Consider the following 14,487-nt stretch of genomic DNA (forward strand, 5'->3'; position numbering starts at 1 on the left):
CTAGGCTGGCCCGCGTGACGCCGACTCGCCACCCCTTCCGCATGCTCGCCGCCGTGCTCTCGGTGATGGCGGTCGTGCTCGTCGGCGCCCTCGCCGCGACGCCCCAGCGGGCCGAGGCGGCGAACGCGGCGGACTTCCAGCCCGGCTACATCATCAGCGACTCCAACTTCTACAACGGGAGTGCGGTCGACGCCGGCAACATCCAGGCGTGGCTCAACGTGCAGGTGCCGGCGTGCGACGCCGGCTACACCTGCCTCAAGGACTACCGCGAGTCGACGTACTCCCGGGCGGCGGACGCGATGTGCGCCGCCTACACCGGTGCGGCCAATGAGTCGGCCGCGACGATCATCGCCCGCGTCGGCGCCGCGTGCGGCATCAGCCAGAAGGTGATCCTCGTCCTGCTCCAGAAGGAGCAGAGCCTGGTCACGGACACCTCGCCGACGGCCGGCCAGTACCAGAAGGCCACCGGCTTCGCGTGCCCCGACACCGGCGGCTGCGACACGACCACACTCGGCTTCTACAACCAGGTCTACAAGGCCGCGTGGCAGTTCAAGCGCTACAGCAACCCGCCGGGGACGTCGCCCTACTTCAGCTGGCTGCCGATCGGCCAGGCCAGCGCCATCCGCTACAGCCCGAACGCGGCCTGCGGGTCGTCCAACGTCGTGGTGCGCAACCAGGCGACCGCGGCCCTCTACTACTACACGCCGTACCAGCCGAACGCCGCGGCGCTCGCCAACCTCTACGGGACCGGCGACGGATGCTCGGCGTACGGCAACCGCAACTTCTGGCGGCTGTACTCCGACTGGTTCGGGTCGCCGACGTCCGGCGCGCAGCCCACCGGCAACTTCGAGGCCGGAACGCTCGGCGCGACCACCTTCTCCGTCTCCGGATGGACGTTCGACCCGTCGCTGAGCACCGTGCCGCTTAACGTCCAGATCAGCTGGAACACCCCGTCCGGCACCAGCACCCAGACCGTCGTGGCGAACCTCAACCGGCCCGACGTCGGAGCCGTCTACCCGATGGCGGGGCCGGCGCACGGGTTCTCCGCCAGTGTGCCGCGCACCACCGACGGGCAGTATTCGGCGTGCCTCGTCGCGATCGCGGCGCCCGGCAACCCGGCAGGCAACAGCGACCTCGGCTGCCGCACGGTGCTGTACTCCAGCACGATCGGCGGGAGTCCGACCAGCAGCCGGATCTCGGGCTCCGACCGGTTCGACACGTCTGTGGCCGTCTCGAAGGCGGCCTACCCGGCTTCGGGCGTTCCGGTGGTGTACATCGCCTCCGGTATGAACTTCGCGGACGCGCTCTCCGCCGGGCCTGCGGCCGCGGCGCAGAAGGGCCCGCTGCTGCTCTCGACCGGCGCCGACGTCACCGCGAGCGTCCTGGCCGAGGTGAAGCGTCTCGCTCCCGCCAAGATCGTCGTCGTGGGCGGCGTGAACGCGGTGTCCGCCGCCGCGGTCGCGAAGCTCGCGGCACTGCAGCCGAACCTCCAGCGCATCGCCGGCTCCGACCGGTTCGAGACCTCGCGTCTGCTCGCCCAGTACGCCTTCCCAGGCGTGAAGGGCGCGTATTTCGCGTCGGGACTCAACTTCCCGGACGCGCTGTCCGCGGCGTCCGCGGCGGGGGCCGGAGGCCAGCCCGTCGTGCTGGTGACCGGTTTCGGCGCGACGGACGCCGGAACGAGCGCCTACGCGGCCTCGGCGAAGCTGACCTCGGCGACCATCGTCGGCGGCTCCACGGCCATCTCGACGGCGCTGGACACCTCCATGCGCGCGTCGGGCGCGACCGTGACGCGGATCGGCGGCTACGACCGCTTCGACACGAGCCACCTGGTCAACTCGCAGAAGTTCCCGACCGCGCCGACCGTCTACGTCGCCTCGGGCGTCGACTTCCCGGACGCGCTGGCCGGTTCGGCCGTGGCCGGTGCTCAGAAGGCGCCGCTGTTCGTCGCCCGGTCGTACTGCCTCCCGCGTTCGATCGGGAACGACCTGGTCACGATGAAGACCACCAAGGTCGTGCTCATCGGCGGCACGACCGCCCTCGCGCCCGACGTGGCGAGCTTCCGCCCCTGCTGACGCCCGGGCGGGCGCAGCGCGCGGTCAGTGGCTGTCGTCGAGCCGGAGGTAGCGGTAGAACTCCGCCTTGCGTTCGGCGAGGGTGTGGTGCTGGTTCGTCTCGTCGAGGACGAACTCCACCGGGGTGTCGACCTTGCGCAGCACCCAGCCGCGCTTGCGGGCGTACCCGCACATCCAGATGTCCTCGAGGAACGCGAAGTAGCGCGGCAGCTCGGTGAAGAAGGACGGGTCGGAGACGATGTCGAGGTCGCACGCGCAGCCGCCGGTGCCGACGTAGCTGACGCGGTCGCCCGGCTCCGCGGGGTGCGGGCCCAGTACTCGCCATCCATGGTCCACGCCCAGTAGCCGGCGATGGTCTTCGGGCCGGAGGCGGCGAGCAGGTCGGTGAGGAAGGCGTCGCTGACGTCCTGGTCGTCGTCGAGCATCACGAAGGTACCGCGCTCGCCCGCGACCCAGAGCTGCCGGGCGGCGAAGAAGCGGCCGAGCCCGCCGACGTTCACTGGGCTGGAGAACAGGGAGACGGAGGCGAGGGCGCCGTGCGGGCGGTACGCGGCGATCCGCTCACGGTAGTAGGCGTCGTCGGAGGGCTTGTTGTTCCATAGCAGCAGCCGGACACGGGTGCCCTGCTGCGCATCCAGCTGCGTCAGCACCGCGTCGATGCGCTCGCGCCGGTTCCACAGGCACATGATGACCGCGACGCCGTCCGGGTCGCCGGAGCGCAGCAGCTCGCGCATCCGGAAGCGCCCGGCGCGGTACAGCCGCATGGCCGCCCGCCAGCGCACCGCGGAGACGGCGCGACGGGCGAAGGAGGCGGAACTCACCGCGACACCCACCACAGGCGGCCCCAGAGGCCCAACCGCACGGCGAGGCGCAGCGGGGCGAAGTACCAGGGGGAGTACTTGCGCGAGAGGTAGCGGTAGGCGCTGTCGTGGTGCGCCTTCTCCATGCGCTTCCGCTCGCGCGAGGTGGAGTGCGCCCCGGTGTGGGTCACCACGGCTTCCGGCACGTAGACGTTGCGCCAGCCGGCCTTGCCGAGCCGGTCGCCGAGGTCGACATCCTCGAAGTACATGAAGTAGGCGGGGTCGAACCCGCCGAGTTCGCGGTAGGCCTCGCCGCGGATGAGGAGGCACGCGCCCGACAGCCAGCCGGCGTCGCGGCGCATCTCGGTCTCGCGCTCGGCGCGGTAGCGGACCGTCCACGGGTTCGACGGCCAGAGCCGGCCGAAGAGGGCGTGTGCCACGCCCGTGCGGAGCGACGGGAGGCGGCGGGCGGACGGATAGACGGTGCCGTCGGCGTCCAGGATCTTGGGACCGAGCGACCCGGCCGACGGGAGCTGCTGCCCGGCGGCGACGAGCGCGTCCACGGCGCCGGGGGAGAAGATCACATCGGGGTTGGCGACGAGCACGTAGTCCGGCTCGACCAGCGCCGCGTCGACCGCGCCGCGCACCCCTCCGCCGTAGCCCTCGTTCTCCGGGAGCTCGACGAACCGGTACCCGGCGGCCCTGACCGCAGCGCCGACCTCGGCCGCCTCGGCGGAGGCGTTGTCGGCCACGACGACCTCGTCGATCCGGCCGGCCGTGGCCAGCGACGACAGGAAGGGCCCGATGGTGTCCGCGGAGTTGTACGTGACCGTCACTGCGAGCACGCGCGGGGCGGCGCTCGCGGCGTCGCCGGTCGGGCCGCCGGTCACGCCGACGGCTCGACGACCTCGGGGACGGCGTGGACCATCCCGACCGCGAGCGGGTAGTACGGCACATCGAACGAGCAGGCCTGCGGCATGTCCGAGAGGTGGCGGCCGGCGCGGTCCATCAGCGACGCGTTCACGAAGTACTTGCCTGCGCCGAAGCGGGCGTCCCGCAGCACGAACGCGACGGTGCGGCGCTCCTTGAGGCGGGCCACGTCGGCGCCGATGCGCGCGGTCGTGGTGCCGTAGACAGGCTGGCCGAGGGTGTTGTCGATCTGGATGGCGGCCATCCAGTCGTCGATGCCCTCCTCGTGCTCGACGGTGACCTCGATGCGAAGATCGTCGCCCGGCTGGACCGGCTCGCCCGGCTCGCGCCCGTCGGCCCACGCACGGGCCTCGATGACCCGGCCGTGCTCCAGCACCGGCTCACCGTGCTTGGACGCGTGCACCGCGGCCTCCGCCTCGGCCTCGAGCACCCGGCGGCCCTCGAGGATGTTGCGGAACTCGGTGACCGCCCCGCCCGGCTCGCCGTCGTAGACGACCTCGCCCTTGTTGAGCAGGATCGCGCGGTCGGCGAGCTCGGTGACCTGGCTCAGGTTGTGGGTGACCAGGATGATGGTGCGCCCCTCCTGCTGGAAGGACCGGATCTTGTCGAGGCACTTGCGCTGGAACGCCTCGTCGCCGACCGCCAGCACCTCGTCCACCAGGAGGAGGTCGGGGTCGGTGTGCACGGCGACGGCGAACGCCAGGCGCACGTACATGCCGGACGAGTAGAACTTCACCTGTGTGTCGATGAAGTCGCCGATGCCCGAGAAGCTCAGGATCTCGTCGAAGCGCTCCTCGGTCTCCTCCCGGCTGAGGCCGAGGATGGAGGCGTTGAGGTAGACGTTCTCACGCCCGGTGAGGTCGGGGTGGAAGCCCGCGCCGAGCTCGAGCAGCGCGGCGATGCGGCCGCGGCGCGCGACGCTGCCGCTGGTCGGGTCGATGATGCCGCCGATGACCTTGAGCAGCGTGCTCTTGCCGGAGCCGTTGTGGCCGATCAGCGCGACCGTGTGACCGGCCTGGATGGTAAGCGAGACATCCCGGAGCGCCCAGAACTCCTCGCGGTGCTCGCGGCCGCGGCCGAAGGCGACCAGGCGCTCCTTGAGCGAGTTGTCCTTGCGGATCACGAACCGCTTGGAGACGTCGGCGACCCGGACGATCTCGGGGGTCTCGCCCTCCACCTCGTCCCGGGCGACTGCTGTCGTGTCTGTCGTCATGTCACACCACCTGCGCGAAGTTGCCCTGCAGGCGCGAGAACACCCGCTGGAAGCCGAACAGGAGGAAGAGGCCGACCACGAACGCGATGCCCATGCGCAGCAGCAGGAAGTCGGGGTACACCGCCGTTCCCTGGCCGCCCACCCACATGGCCTTCTGGAACCCGAGCACGGCGAGCGTCACCGGATTGTCGGTGTAGATGTCGAGCAGGATGCCGTGCCCGAGCGCCTTCGCGACCATCTCCCAGGAGTAGACGATCGGGGAGGCCCAGAGCAGGAGCAGTAGCACGACCTCGACGAGGTACTGGACGTCGCGCAGGTACACGTTCACGGCGGCCAGCAGCAGACCGAACGCCGTGCCGTACAGCAGGAGCAGCAGCACCGACGGGATGAGGTACCAGGTCTCCGCGTGAAGCGGAGGCTTGCCGATCGCGATCGTCGCGACCAGCAGGATGGCGAACTGGATGAGGAAGTTGAACCCGGCCGACCCCACGCTGGCGAGCGGGAAGATCTCGCGCGGCAGGTAGATCTTCTTGATCAGTCCGGCATTGCCGACGATCGACGCCGTCGTTCCGCCGATGATCTCGCTGAACAGCCCGTACGCGGTAAGGCCGGTGAAGACGTAGATCGCGAAGTCGGCGATGCCGTGCTCCGCGCCCAGGATCTTGCCGATGACGATCGCGTAGATCAGCAGCTGGGTCAGCGGGCGGACCAGCGTCCACACGAAACCGAGGACGCTGTCCTTATAGCGCGACTTGAGGTCGCGGCGGACGAGGAGCGAAAGGAGCTCGCGGTGGCGGAGGATGTCCCGCACGGCGGCCCAGGAGCCGCTGGATTTGTCGTCGCCGCTGACCGTCACCATCCGCTCTTGGGAGAGCGCACGATATCGATCCAGTGCAGTCATTCAGTCGTCAATCTCTTCGGGCATTCGATGGATTATAGCTTGCGGCGCTTGGCGGAGACCCACTCGGAGGCCGCCCGCAGCGGTCGGGTGAGGCGCCAGGACGAGCTGCTTTCGAGCCCGCGGATGCGCTTGTGCAGGTCGTTCGTGACCCGCGTGCGCTCGGAGACGATGCCGGCGACGCGGTCCGGCGCGGGCGTCGGGTCGGCGCAGTAGGCCACGAGCGGGCGCAGGGTGTGCTCCCAGGTGTGCTCCTGGGCGTAGGCGGCGATGTTCGCCCCGATGCGTTCGCGCGCGTCGGCGTCGTACAGCAGCTCCTCGATGGCGGCGGCCAGGGCCTCCACGTCCTCCGGCGGCACGACGCGGCCGAGGTCGTTGTCGCGGATGATCGGCGCGAACGTGTCCCCGTCGGTGCTGATGATCGGGAGCGACGCCCACAGGTAGTCGAGGATCCGCGTCCGGAAGCTGAACGCCGTCTCAAGGTGCTCGTAGTGGGTGCTGACGCCCAGGTCGGCGTCGAGGAGGTAGTCCGCACGGTCGGCGTACGGCACCCACGACTCGTTGAAGAACACGGTCTCGCCGGTGAGCCCGAGGGCATCGGCGCGTTCGCGGGCCTGCACGGCCATCCTCATCGTGGGGATGTTGGGGTTGGGATGCGCGGCGCCGAGGAAGAACAGCCGGAGGTCGGGATGCGCGCGGCGGGCGATCGCGACGGCCTCGATGAGGGTGAGCGGGTCGAACCAGTTGTAGATGCCGCCGCCCCAGACGATCACCTTGTCGTCCGGTCCGATGCCCGGGACCGTCCCCTTGATGCCGTGCCGCTTCAGCACGGGCGGCTCGTTCTGCACGCCGAACGGCGCGATGTCGAGCAGCGAGCGCAGACTCGGGTCGCGGTCATAGGTCGCCGGGTTGATGCGGGCGAGGCCGGCGAGCTGGCCGAGCCAGAAGTCGCGCTGCTTCTCGGACGCGCAGACCAGGAAGTCGGCGCGCTCGAGCTGGTCGTTCAGCACCTCGACGGTGTCGATCGCGACCGCGACGCGCTCCTCGGGCGAGAGGTCCTTGCCCTGCTCCAGCTGCTCCAGGTGCATGGGGTCGTAGATGTCGGCGACGATCATGGTGTCGGTCGCCTTGATCCACGGGTGGCTGCGCAGGATGTGGCCCTGGAAGACCAGCACCTCGGCCCAGTCGACGTGGGCGCGCAGGCCCTCGTCGTCGGCGAAGGCGACGTGGAAACGCTCGTCGGAGATGTCGGTGACCCGGTTGGTCGAGATGAGGCGCACATCGCCGACCGCGCTGAGCGCCTTGGCGATCTCCCAGGCGCGGATCGCGGGGCCGGCCATCAGCTCGCCCAGCGTGTCCGGGGTCACGACGAGGATGCGCCGCCGCGGGGCCGTCGTCGTGGTCACGTCCGTGCCCTCGCTCGGATCGGTGGTCGGCATGGTGCTCCTTCTCGCGTCATCGTGCGGGCCACCCTCGAACGGTCCGGGCTTGACCGAAGGAGGCGACACCGCGGGGAGGCCTCTCGCCCGCATACGGGTAAGCGCCGAGCACGAAAGCCGCTCGGAACGTTACCACCCCAGAACGGGAAGACGGTGTGAGAGCGGGGGTCTGTGCGGACTCTCAGCGGTGCCCAGGCAGCAGCCGCGCCGCCCGGTCGGTCAGCCGCACGATCCGGCGATTGCGGAGCGCGCCGAGCTGTTCGTGCAGTGCCCGGTTCTCCTCGCGGGCCGCGTGGAGTTCCGCCTCGGCGCGCGAGCGGTCGTCGCGTTCCCGGGCGAGCTGAGCGTCCAGGTCGGCGAGGGCGAGGCCGATCGCACGGTCCACCGGCTCGGTCACGCCGTCGACCGGGCGGTCGGGCACCGGGGAGGGGACGCGTTCGGCGATGCGCGTGTCGAGCACGTACTCGCCGGTCGCGACTCCGGCGGCCAGCTCCTCCTCGTCGGGGTGGCGGCAGAGGTAGAGGGGGTAGAGGACGCCGGCGAGCAGGCGCCGGTAGTCGCGCATCCCGTGGTGGTTCGGGCTCGGCGTCAGATCGGAGTTCTCGTACGCGCTGCCCGCGTTGCGCACCTTGCGGCTGTACTGCTCCCACGAGCGCCACGGGAAGTGCAGCACCTCGACCTCGAAGCCCTCGGGAACCGGCCCGTTGTTCGGAAGGCTCACGAAGTGGTTGCCCTGCACGACCTCGATGGCGGGGTCGCCGATGTGCACGGCGTCGTGGGTGGCGTGCGCCTTGAGCCCGACGCGGTGCAGGGCCTCGGTCGAGCGCAGGTCGCGGTAGGCGAGCCGCTGCAGGCCGGTGCCGGCCAGCGCGGCGGGGCCGATCATGTCGTGGACCGGCACGTCGAAGGCCTGGATGCTGGTCGGGATGCCCGCGAACGCCTCCTTGAGGGTCAGGCCGTCCGCGCGCGGAAGCCAGAACTCGTCCGCGTCGGCGTTGATGACCCAGTCGGCGCCGTGCTCGGTCGCCGCCTCGCGCGCCATCCTGGTCACGGTGACCGCCTGCTGCTTGCGGTGCTCCGGGTCGTGGTGGAGCACGATCCGGCCGTCGGCGGCGTACTGCTCCAGCAGCTCGGTGGTGCCGTCGGCCGAGCCGTTGTCGGTGACGATGAGCGTGTCGACGCCCTGGGAAAGGTGGTGGTCGATCATGGCACCGACGATGTCGGCCTCGTCGCGCACCATCAGGGTCATCGCTAGTCTCACGGCGCCTCCTCTGCGCCCCAGTCTAGGCGGGCGGGATTCGGCATCCTCCCCGATAGACTTGCCCGGATGAACCCATGGATGAGCCACGCACAGCGCGCGCTCGGCCGGCTGTTCCCCCCGCAGTCCGGCCCGGGGAGGGTGCTTCGCGCCGGCAAGGACGCCGCCCGCACCTTCCGTTCCGAGCTGCGTCGCGACGTGCCCGGGGCGGAGCCCGCCGACCGCGGTCCCGGCCTCACCGACTACGCCGAGTGGCGTGCGCAGCAGCCGCCGCTCGAGCCGCTGCCCGCCGGGCAGACCACGACGTTCCTCGTCATCGTCGAGACATCGGGGTCCGGCGAGGAGGAGGAGGCGGCCCGCGTCGCCGCGACCGAGGCGAGCATCGCGGCCCAGGTCGCACTGGAGCCGCGGGCGCTGGTGCTTCGCACTGGGACGCCGCTGCGCGAGGTGCTGCCCGACGTCCCGGAGGACTTCGTCCTGTTCGTGAAGTCGGGCTCGGTGCTCGACCCGCACGCGCTCGAGCAGGTGGCGAAGGAGCACCGGGTCGACCCGGTGCGCCGGGTGATCGCCTTCGACTCCGACCGGCTGACCGCCCGCGGCGACCGCGTGTCGCCGCTGTTCCGGCCGGTCTGGTCGCCCGAAATCATGCTCGGCGTCAACTACTTCGGGCGTGCGTTCGCCATCCGGGTGCAGGATGCGCGGAGCGCGAGCGGCATCACGCTCGACGATCACGGCATCTGGCGGCTGCTGCTGCGCTCGGAGCTGAGCGACGCGTCCGTCGGCCGGGTGCCGCACGTGCTGCTGTCGGTCCCGGTCGAGCCGGCCGCGCCGGCGACGCCGGAGGACGCGGCGATGGTCGCGCGCGCACTGAGCGACCGCGGCGAGGCCGCGACCGCCGAGGTCGACGCCGGCATCGTCCGGGTGCGCTTCGACCCCGAACACTGGCCCACCGTGTCCATCGTCATCCCGACGCGGCACTCGCGGGCGAACCTGGAGCGGCTGCTGCCCAGCCTGGCGACGACCGACTACCCGGCGTTCGACGTCACGGTGGTCGACAACGGCGGCGAGACCGAGGAGAACGAGGCCTGGTACGCCGGGTTCGACGCCGGCGTCCCGATCCGTCACGTGTGGTGGACAGAGGAGCCGTTCAACTACTCCCGCGTCAACACCGTGACCGCGCGCTCCACGTCCGGTGAGGTGCTGGTCTTCCTCAACGACGACACCGAGATCGTCGACGCGGGGTGGCTGCGCGAGCTGGTCGGGATGCTGCACCGCGAGGGTGTCGGGACGGTCGGCTTCCAGCTCCGCACCGGCGAGGGGCTGGTGCAGCACGGCGGCGTGATGATCGGCCCCGGCGGCTTCGCGGCGAATCTGTTCGCCGGGATGCGGCCCGAGGAGGACTCGCTGATCGGGCCGGTGCGCTGGTACCGCGACACGCTGGCGGTCACGGCGGCGTGCGTCGGCATCCGCCGGGACCTGTTCGAGGAGGTCGGCGGGTTCGACGAGCGCTTCCAGCTCACCGGGAGCGACGTGGTGCTCGGGCTCGACCAGATCATCCGCGGACGGCGCAACGTCGTCATCCCGTTCGACGCGGTGCGGCACTTCGAGTCGCTGACGCGCGGAGCGCACGCGCCGCGAGCCGACTCCTTCGCCAGCTACTGGCGCTATCAGCCGTGGCTCGCCGGGGGCGACCCGTACATCTCGCCGAACGTGTGCCGGCTGGTGGAGGTGCCGCGCTTCGCGTCCGTGGACGACCCGCCGCCGCTGAAGCTCACCATGGCCGGACTCGGCCGCCCGTGGAAGTCGGACGCCCAGCAGTCCACGATCTCGGAGGACGCGACGGCGCTGCTGCCGCTGGCGACCATCACCGCCGAGGAGGTGGACCGCGTCGTCGAGACGCACGCCGCGACCGTCGGCCGCCGGGAGGTCCGCACGATCAACTGGCTGCTCCCCGGTTTCGACCTGCCGTTCTTCGGCGGGGTGAACACGACCCTGCGCATCGCCGACAAGCTCGCGCGCGAGCACGGCGTGCTCAACCGGTTCCTCGTCAACGGGCACCCGGCGAACGAGTTCTACGAGTCGGCCATCGTCGCCGCGTTCCCGGGGCTCGCCGGCTCCGAGGTGGGCAACTACTACGGCACCGACGAAGGCCTCGCCGCCGTGCCTCCGGCCGACGCCGCGATCGCGACGTTCTGGCTGACGGCGCGGGATGTGGCCAAGCTGTCGGGCACGCCGCGCAAGTTCTACCTCATCCAGGACTACGAGCCGTCGTTCTACCCGGCCAGCACCATGTTCGCGATGACCGAGCAGACCTACCGGCTCGGCCTGTACGGCATCTGCAACACGCGCAGCATGCACGACATCTACGCGGGCGGCTACGGCGGGACGGCGACCTACTTCGAGCCCGCCGTCGACCGCGAGATCTTCCACGGCGAGGGCCGCACGGAGCCTGCACCCGGCGACCCGGTGACGATCTTCGCCTACGCGCGCGATCACTTCCGCAACTGCTGGGAGCTCGTCTACGCGGCGCTCAGCGAGATCAAGCGCCGCTACGGAGACCGCGTGCGGATCGTGGCGGCAGGGGCAAAGTACCTCCCGCCGAGCGCCGACTTCATCGACCTCGGGCTGCTCGACTACCGGGCGACCGGACGCCTCTACCGCGAGACGGACATCGGCATCACGCTGCAGATCTCACGCCACCCGTCGTACCTGCCGCTCGAGCTGATGGCGAGCGGTGTGGCGATGGTGGTGCCGGACTCGCCGTGGTTCCGCTGGCTGTTCGAGCCGGGCGTCAACGCGCGGACGTCGATGATGACCTACGAGGAGGTCGTCGCCGCGTTGGACGAGCTCGTCCGCGATGCGGAGACCCGCAAGCGCATCGCCGCGGCGGGGGAGGCGACCATCGACGAGCGGCATTCCGACTGGGATGCGGCCCTCGACGGTATCTACGAGTTCCTGTCCGACCCCGAGGGGAACGCCGTGCCGACGGCCGCTCCGCCGTGGGTCGCGCCCTGATCGGGCGCGGGCAGGGCGAGCCGAGGTAGGGCGCGCCAGGCGGCGAACACGGCGTACGCGAGGGCGGCGACGACGACGAGCGTGAGCACGATCGTGCCCGCGGGCGGCTGCCACTGCGGATCGAGGAGGAACTGCGGCCACGAGCCGTTCGTCACGGCGTAGCGGCGCAGGGTGAACGTGAACGCGGCGAACTGCCCGACGGCGACCAGTACGAGGAGCGTGCGAAACACCGCGAGCGAGCCGCGGCCCGGTCGGAGCCCGGCTGCGTCGAGGGCGAGGCCGCCGGCGATGGCGGCGAGGAGCAGCACGGCCAGTACGTAGCGGCCCTGCCAGACATCGCCCACCTGCCGCCAGAGCGCGACCTGCGTGATCACCGGCACGACGAGCAGCGCGACGGTGAAGCCGGCGGCGACCCACCGCTCGCGGCCACGGCCCATCACGAGGGGAAGGACCAGGACCGCGAGGAAGAGCGCGGTCCACAGGGTCTGGACGCCCTCGGGCGCGGGCACGTCCACGGTGCCGAACAAGCCCGTGAGCTGCCGCCAGTACACGAACGTGTTCTCGAGCATGGTCTGCGCGACCGTGAACAAGCTCCCGGGGACCGGCTCCGCCAGCGCCTGCACGGCGTTCCCCGGCCGGGTGAACCAGATGAGCTGGCCGAGGCAGACGACCGCGATGGCGCCGAGCACGATCCACGTCGAGACCCGCCGCGTGAGCGCGCGCCAGTCGTCCCGTCGCAGGAGGGCGATCACGCCGAGGCCGGCGAAGACGACCCAGAGCAGCCCGAGGCTGCGCCCGCCGGTCACGAGCGCGGTGGAGACGACGGCGGTCGCGGCGGCGAACCCGAAGGCCCAGCCGGACGGACGGACGCGGGCCAGGACGAGCAGCGAGGCGAACAATCCTCCCGCCGCCGCCATCTCGATCGCGTTCGGATTGATCGCGCCGCCCAGGAAGACGACCTCCGGGGTGATGGCAGCGATCGGCAGCAGGAGACCCCAGCGCACGCCCGGCATTCGCCGCAGGAGGACGGCGGTGGCGGCGAACACGGCGGCGACCAGCGCTCCCGACAGGATCCGCATGCCGAAGATGGCGGCCGTCCCGGAGAGGACGAGGGAAGGGAGCCCGACGATCACGTAGTAGACCGGCGAGTTGGTCTGCGCGGTCGAGATGGTGTCACGCAGCTCGGCGCCGTAGGGCGACGTGCCGACGCACGCGGGCGTTTTGTCCGGTCGGCCGGCGAAGCACGCGCCAGCCCCGGGGATGTAGAGGTAGCCCGGCGCCTGGAAGTGCTTGCCGTCCCCGACGATCTGGCCGCGCGCCGCCGCCGTCGCCCGAACGGTGTGGGAGGCCTCGTCCGGCACCGCGTAGATCGGCGTCGCGAGCGACCAGGCGGTCATCAGCGCGAAGAGCACCGCGAACACCGAGACGAAGAGGCGGCCCGGGAATCGTAGATCGGTCGTCGCCGCGTCCATCGTCATCCCTGCGGGAGGAACAGGCTGGCCAGGAACGTCACGGCGCCGACGCCGAGCAGGATCCAGCGCGGCACCGGACGACGGGCCGGCACGAGCAGGGCGGCGCAGGCGAGGAACAGCGGGACCAGCGAGATGCCGTACCGGGCGGGCGGCGGGTCGGGATAGGTGCCGAGCGTGACGTAGGTCACCGCCGAGAGCAGCGGCGCGGAGATGACGGCGGCGGCGAAGGTGGCGAGTGCGATCGCGTTGCGCTTACGGCCCCAGCGCGCCACGATCAGCAGACCGATCACACCCGCGACGGCGATCCAGGAGACCGCGTAGTTGACGATCAGGCCCGGTCCCTTGAGGAAGGTCGTGATGTCGCCGACGCCCTTGGTCGCCCCGTCGATGAAGAGGCCCGACTGCAGGATGATCGACGTGATCCCGAGCGGACGGACCTTGCCCATGTCGGGGGCGGGACCGACCGCCGTGGCGGTCGAGTAGGCGAGCCAGGCGACCTGCGCGACCACCGCGACCACGACGGCGACGATGGAGGTGATGGTCCGGCTGTCACGGAACAGCGCGCCCACCCAACCCCAGCGCGACCCGCGCTCACGGTAGGCGGCGACACCGGCGCGAAGCACGACGAAGAGCACGGCCGCCGCGACGGCGGCGAGGTTCTGCACCTTGAGCAGCGTGACGAAGGCCGCGCCGGCCACGAACAGGATGCGCGCCCGGCGTTCCAGGACGAACGTGGCCAGATACAGCATCAGGCCGCCGGCGAAGAGCGCCGTGGCATCCGTGCTGATGTACGTGTTGGACCAGTAGGCGGGCAGCGACCCGACCATCAGCAGGCCGACGGCGGTGGCGGCGACCGGGTGCACGCGCAGCCGGCGGAGCGCCAGGTACAGCAGCAGAGCGGCGGCGGCGAGCCAGATGGCGCCGACGAAGCGGCCCGCATCCACCAGACCGACGCCCGCCCACACCAGCGGCTCGGCGAGCACGCGGGTGATCGCGAAATAGAGCGGCGTGTAGATGTAGGCGGAGGTGGCGCCGTGGAACGGGAAGAGCTCCTTGTTCTCGGCGTTCTTCAGCTCGCAGCGCGCGTCCGGGGCCGGCTGGAGCAGCCGCAGTCCGCGGCAGCCGAGCTCCTGGCGGGCGAAGGTGCCCGTCTGCTCACCGCGGTGGACGGTGCCCTGCGTGGCGACCTTGGCGAAGTAGTCGATGTAGACGTACTCGTCGACCGGGGAGACGCCCTTGTGACCGGGCACCTGGACGATCCCGACCAGCAGGGCGGCGAGCACGAGGAGGACGGGCCCGATCGACGCCCGCGAGAACACCCGCTCCCGGAAGCCCCGGCGTCCCGGGGTCGTGGCGGTGTCGGTGCTCATGCGGTGGCGGCCTCATA

At 71.0% G+C, this 14,487-nt stretch carries 10 protein-coding genes; 2 read left to right on the plus strand and 8 right to left on the minus strand.

From position 1 onward, the window contains the following. The first annotated feature begins 14 nt into the window (after positions 1-14). Positions 15-2,075, plus strand: coding sequence for a cell wall-binding repeat-containing protein (locus tag ACRAWB_RS01070; protein ID WP_431351668.1), 2,061 nt, complete (start codon positions 15-17; stop codon positions 2,073-2,075). 24 nt (positions 2,076-2,099) lie between these two features. Here ACRAWB_RS01070 and ACRAWB_RS01075 read toward each other — a convergent pair whose 3' ends face one another. The 6 genes from ACRAWB_RS01075 to ACRAWB_RS01100 form a co-directional block, all read right to left on the minus strand. Further along, positions 2,100-2,411: a hypothetical protein gene (locus ACRAWB_RS01075; RefSeq protein ID WP_431351669.1), complete on the minus strand. Its 312-nt coding sequence runs from the start codon at positions 2,409-2,411 to the stop codon at positions 2,100-2,102. Positions 2,412-2,892: 481 nt separating this feature from the next. Further along, positions 2,893-3,765, minus strand: coding sequence for a glycosyltransferase family 2 protein (locus tag ACRAWB_RS01080; RefSeq protein ID WP_431351670.1), 873 nt, complete (start codon positions 3,763-3,765; stop codon positions 2,893-2,895). Further along, positions 3,762-5,018 carry an ABC transporter ATP-binding protein gene (locus ACRAWB_RS01085; protein WP_431351671.1) on the minus strand — a complete coding sequence of 419 codons (1,257 nt, stop codon included), beginning with the start codon at positions 5,016-5,018 and terminating at the stop codon, positions 3,762-3,764. The genes ACRAWB_RS01080 and ACRAWB_RS01085 overlap by 4 nt, the downstream gene beginning before the upstream one ends. A 1-nt stretch (position 5,019) precedes the next feature. Beyond that, the gene (locus tag ACRAWB_RS01090; RefSeq protein ID WP_431351672.1) at positions 5,020-5,877 is read right to left on the minus strand and encodes an ABC transporter permease; all 858 of its coding nucleotides are present in this window, start codon (positions 5,875-5,877) and stop codon (positions 5,020-5,022) included. A gap of 74 nt (positions 5,878-5,951) precedes the next feature. Beyond that, positions 5,952-7,355 carry a glycosyltransferase family 4 protein gene (locus tag ACRAWB_RS01095; RefSeq protein WP_431351673.1) on the minus strand — a complete coding sequence of 468 codons (1,404 nt, stop codon included), beginning with the start codon at positions 7,353-7,355 and terminating at the stop codon, positions 5,952-5,954. 181 nt (positions 7,356-7,536) lie between these two features. After that, a complete protein-coding gene (locus ACRAWB_RS01100; protein ID WP_431351674.1) occupies positions 7,537-8,616 on the minus strand; it encodes a glycosyltransferase family 2 protein in 1,080 nt (359 codons plus the stop codon). Between the two features lie 78 nt (positions 8,617-8,694). On the opposite strand from ACRAWB_RS01100, the gene ACRAWB_RS01105 reads away from it, so the two are divergent. Beyond that, positions 8,695-11,628 (plus strand): glycosyltransferase, encoded by a 2,934-nt coding sequence (locus tag ACRAWB_RS01105; RefSeq protein WP_431351675.1) that lies wholly within the window; start codon positions 8,695-8,697, stop codon positions 11,626-11,628. Here the strand turns inward: ACRAWB_RS01105 and ACRAWB_RS01110 are convergent. After that, positions 11,559-13,100, minus strand: coding sequence for a DUF2142 domain-containing protein (locus tag ACRAWB_RS01110; RefSeq protein ID WP_431351676.1), 1,542 nt, complete (start codon positions 13,098-13,100; stop codon positions 11,559-11,561). The genes ACRAWB_RS01105 and ACRAWB_RS01110 overlap by 70 nt on opposite strands. Positions 13,101-13,102: 2 nt before the next feature. Further along, the gene (locus ACRAWB_RS01115) at positions 13,103-14,470 is read right to left on the minus strand and encodes a hypothetical protein (RefSeq protein ID WP_431351677.1); all 1,368 of its coding nucleotides are present in this window, start codon (positions 14,468-14,470) and stop codon (positions 13,103-13,105) included. Between the last annotated feature and the right edge of the window lie 17 nt (positions 14,471-14,487).

The sequence above is a fragment of the Leifsonia poae genome (genome assembly GCF_050632865.1).
Classification (GTDB): Bacteria; Actinomycetota; Actinomycetes; order Actinomycetales; family Microbacteriaceae; genus Leifsonia; species Leifsonia poae_B.

Excerpts from the sequence above, each read along its gene's own strand:
- ACRAWB_RS01090 (WP_431351672.1), bottom strand. The coding sequence starts at position 5,877 with ATGGTGACGGTCAGCGGCGACGACAAATCCAGCGGCTCCTGGGCCGCC.
- ACRAWB_RS01095 (WP_431351673.1), bottom strand. The coding sequence starts at position 7,355 with ATGCCGACCACCGATCCGAGCGAGGGCACGGACGTGACCACGACGACG.
- ACRAWB_RS01105 (WP_431351675.1), top strand. The coding sequence starts at position 8,695 with ATGAGCCACGCACAGCGCGCGCTCGGCCGGCTGTTCCCCCCGCAGTCC.
- ACRAWB_RS01110 (WP_431351676.1), bottom strand. The coding sequence starts at position 13,100 with ATGGACGCGGCGACGACCGATCTACGATTCCCGGGCCGCCTCTTCGTC.
- ACRAWB_RS01115 (WP_431351677.1), bottom strand. The coding sequence starts at position 14,470 with ATGAGCACCGACACCGCCACGACCCCGGGACGCCGGGGCTTCCGGGAG.
- ACRAWB_RS01085 (WP_431351671.1), bottom strand. The coding sequence starts at position 5,018 with ATGACGACAGACACGACAGCAGTCGCCCGGGACGAGGTGGAGGGCGAG.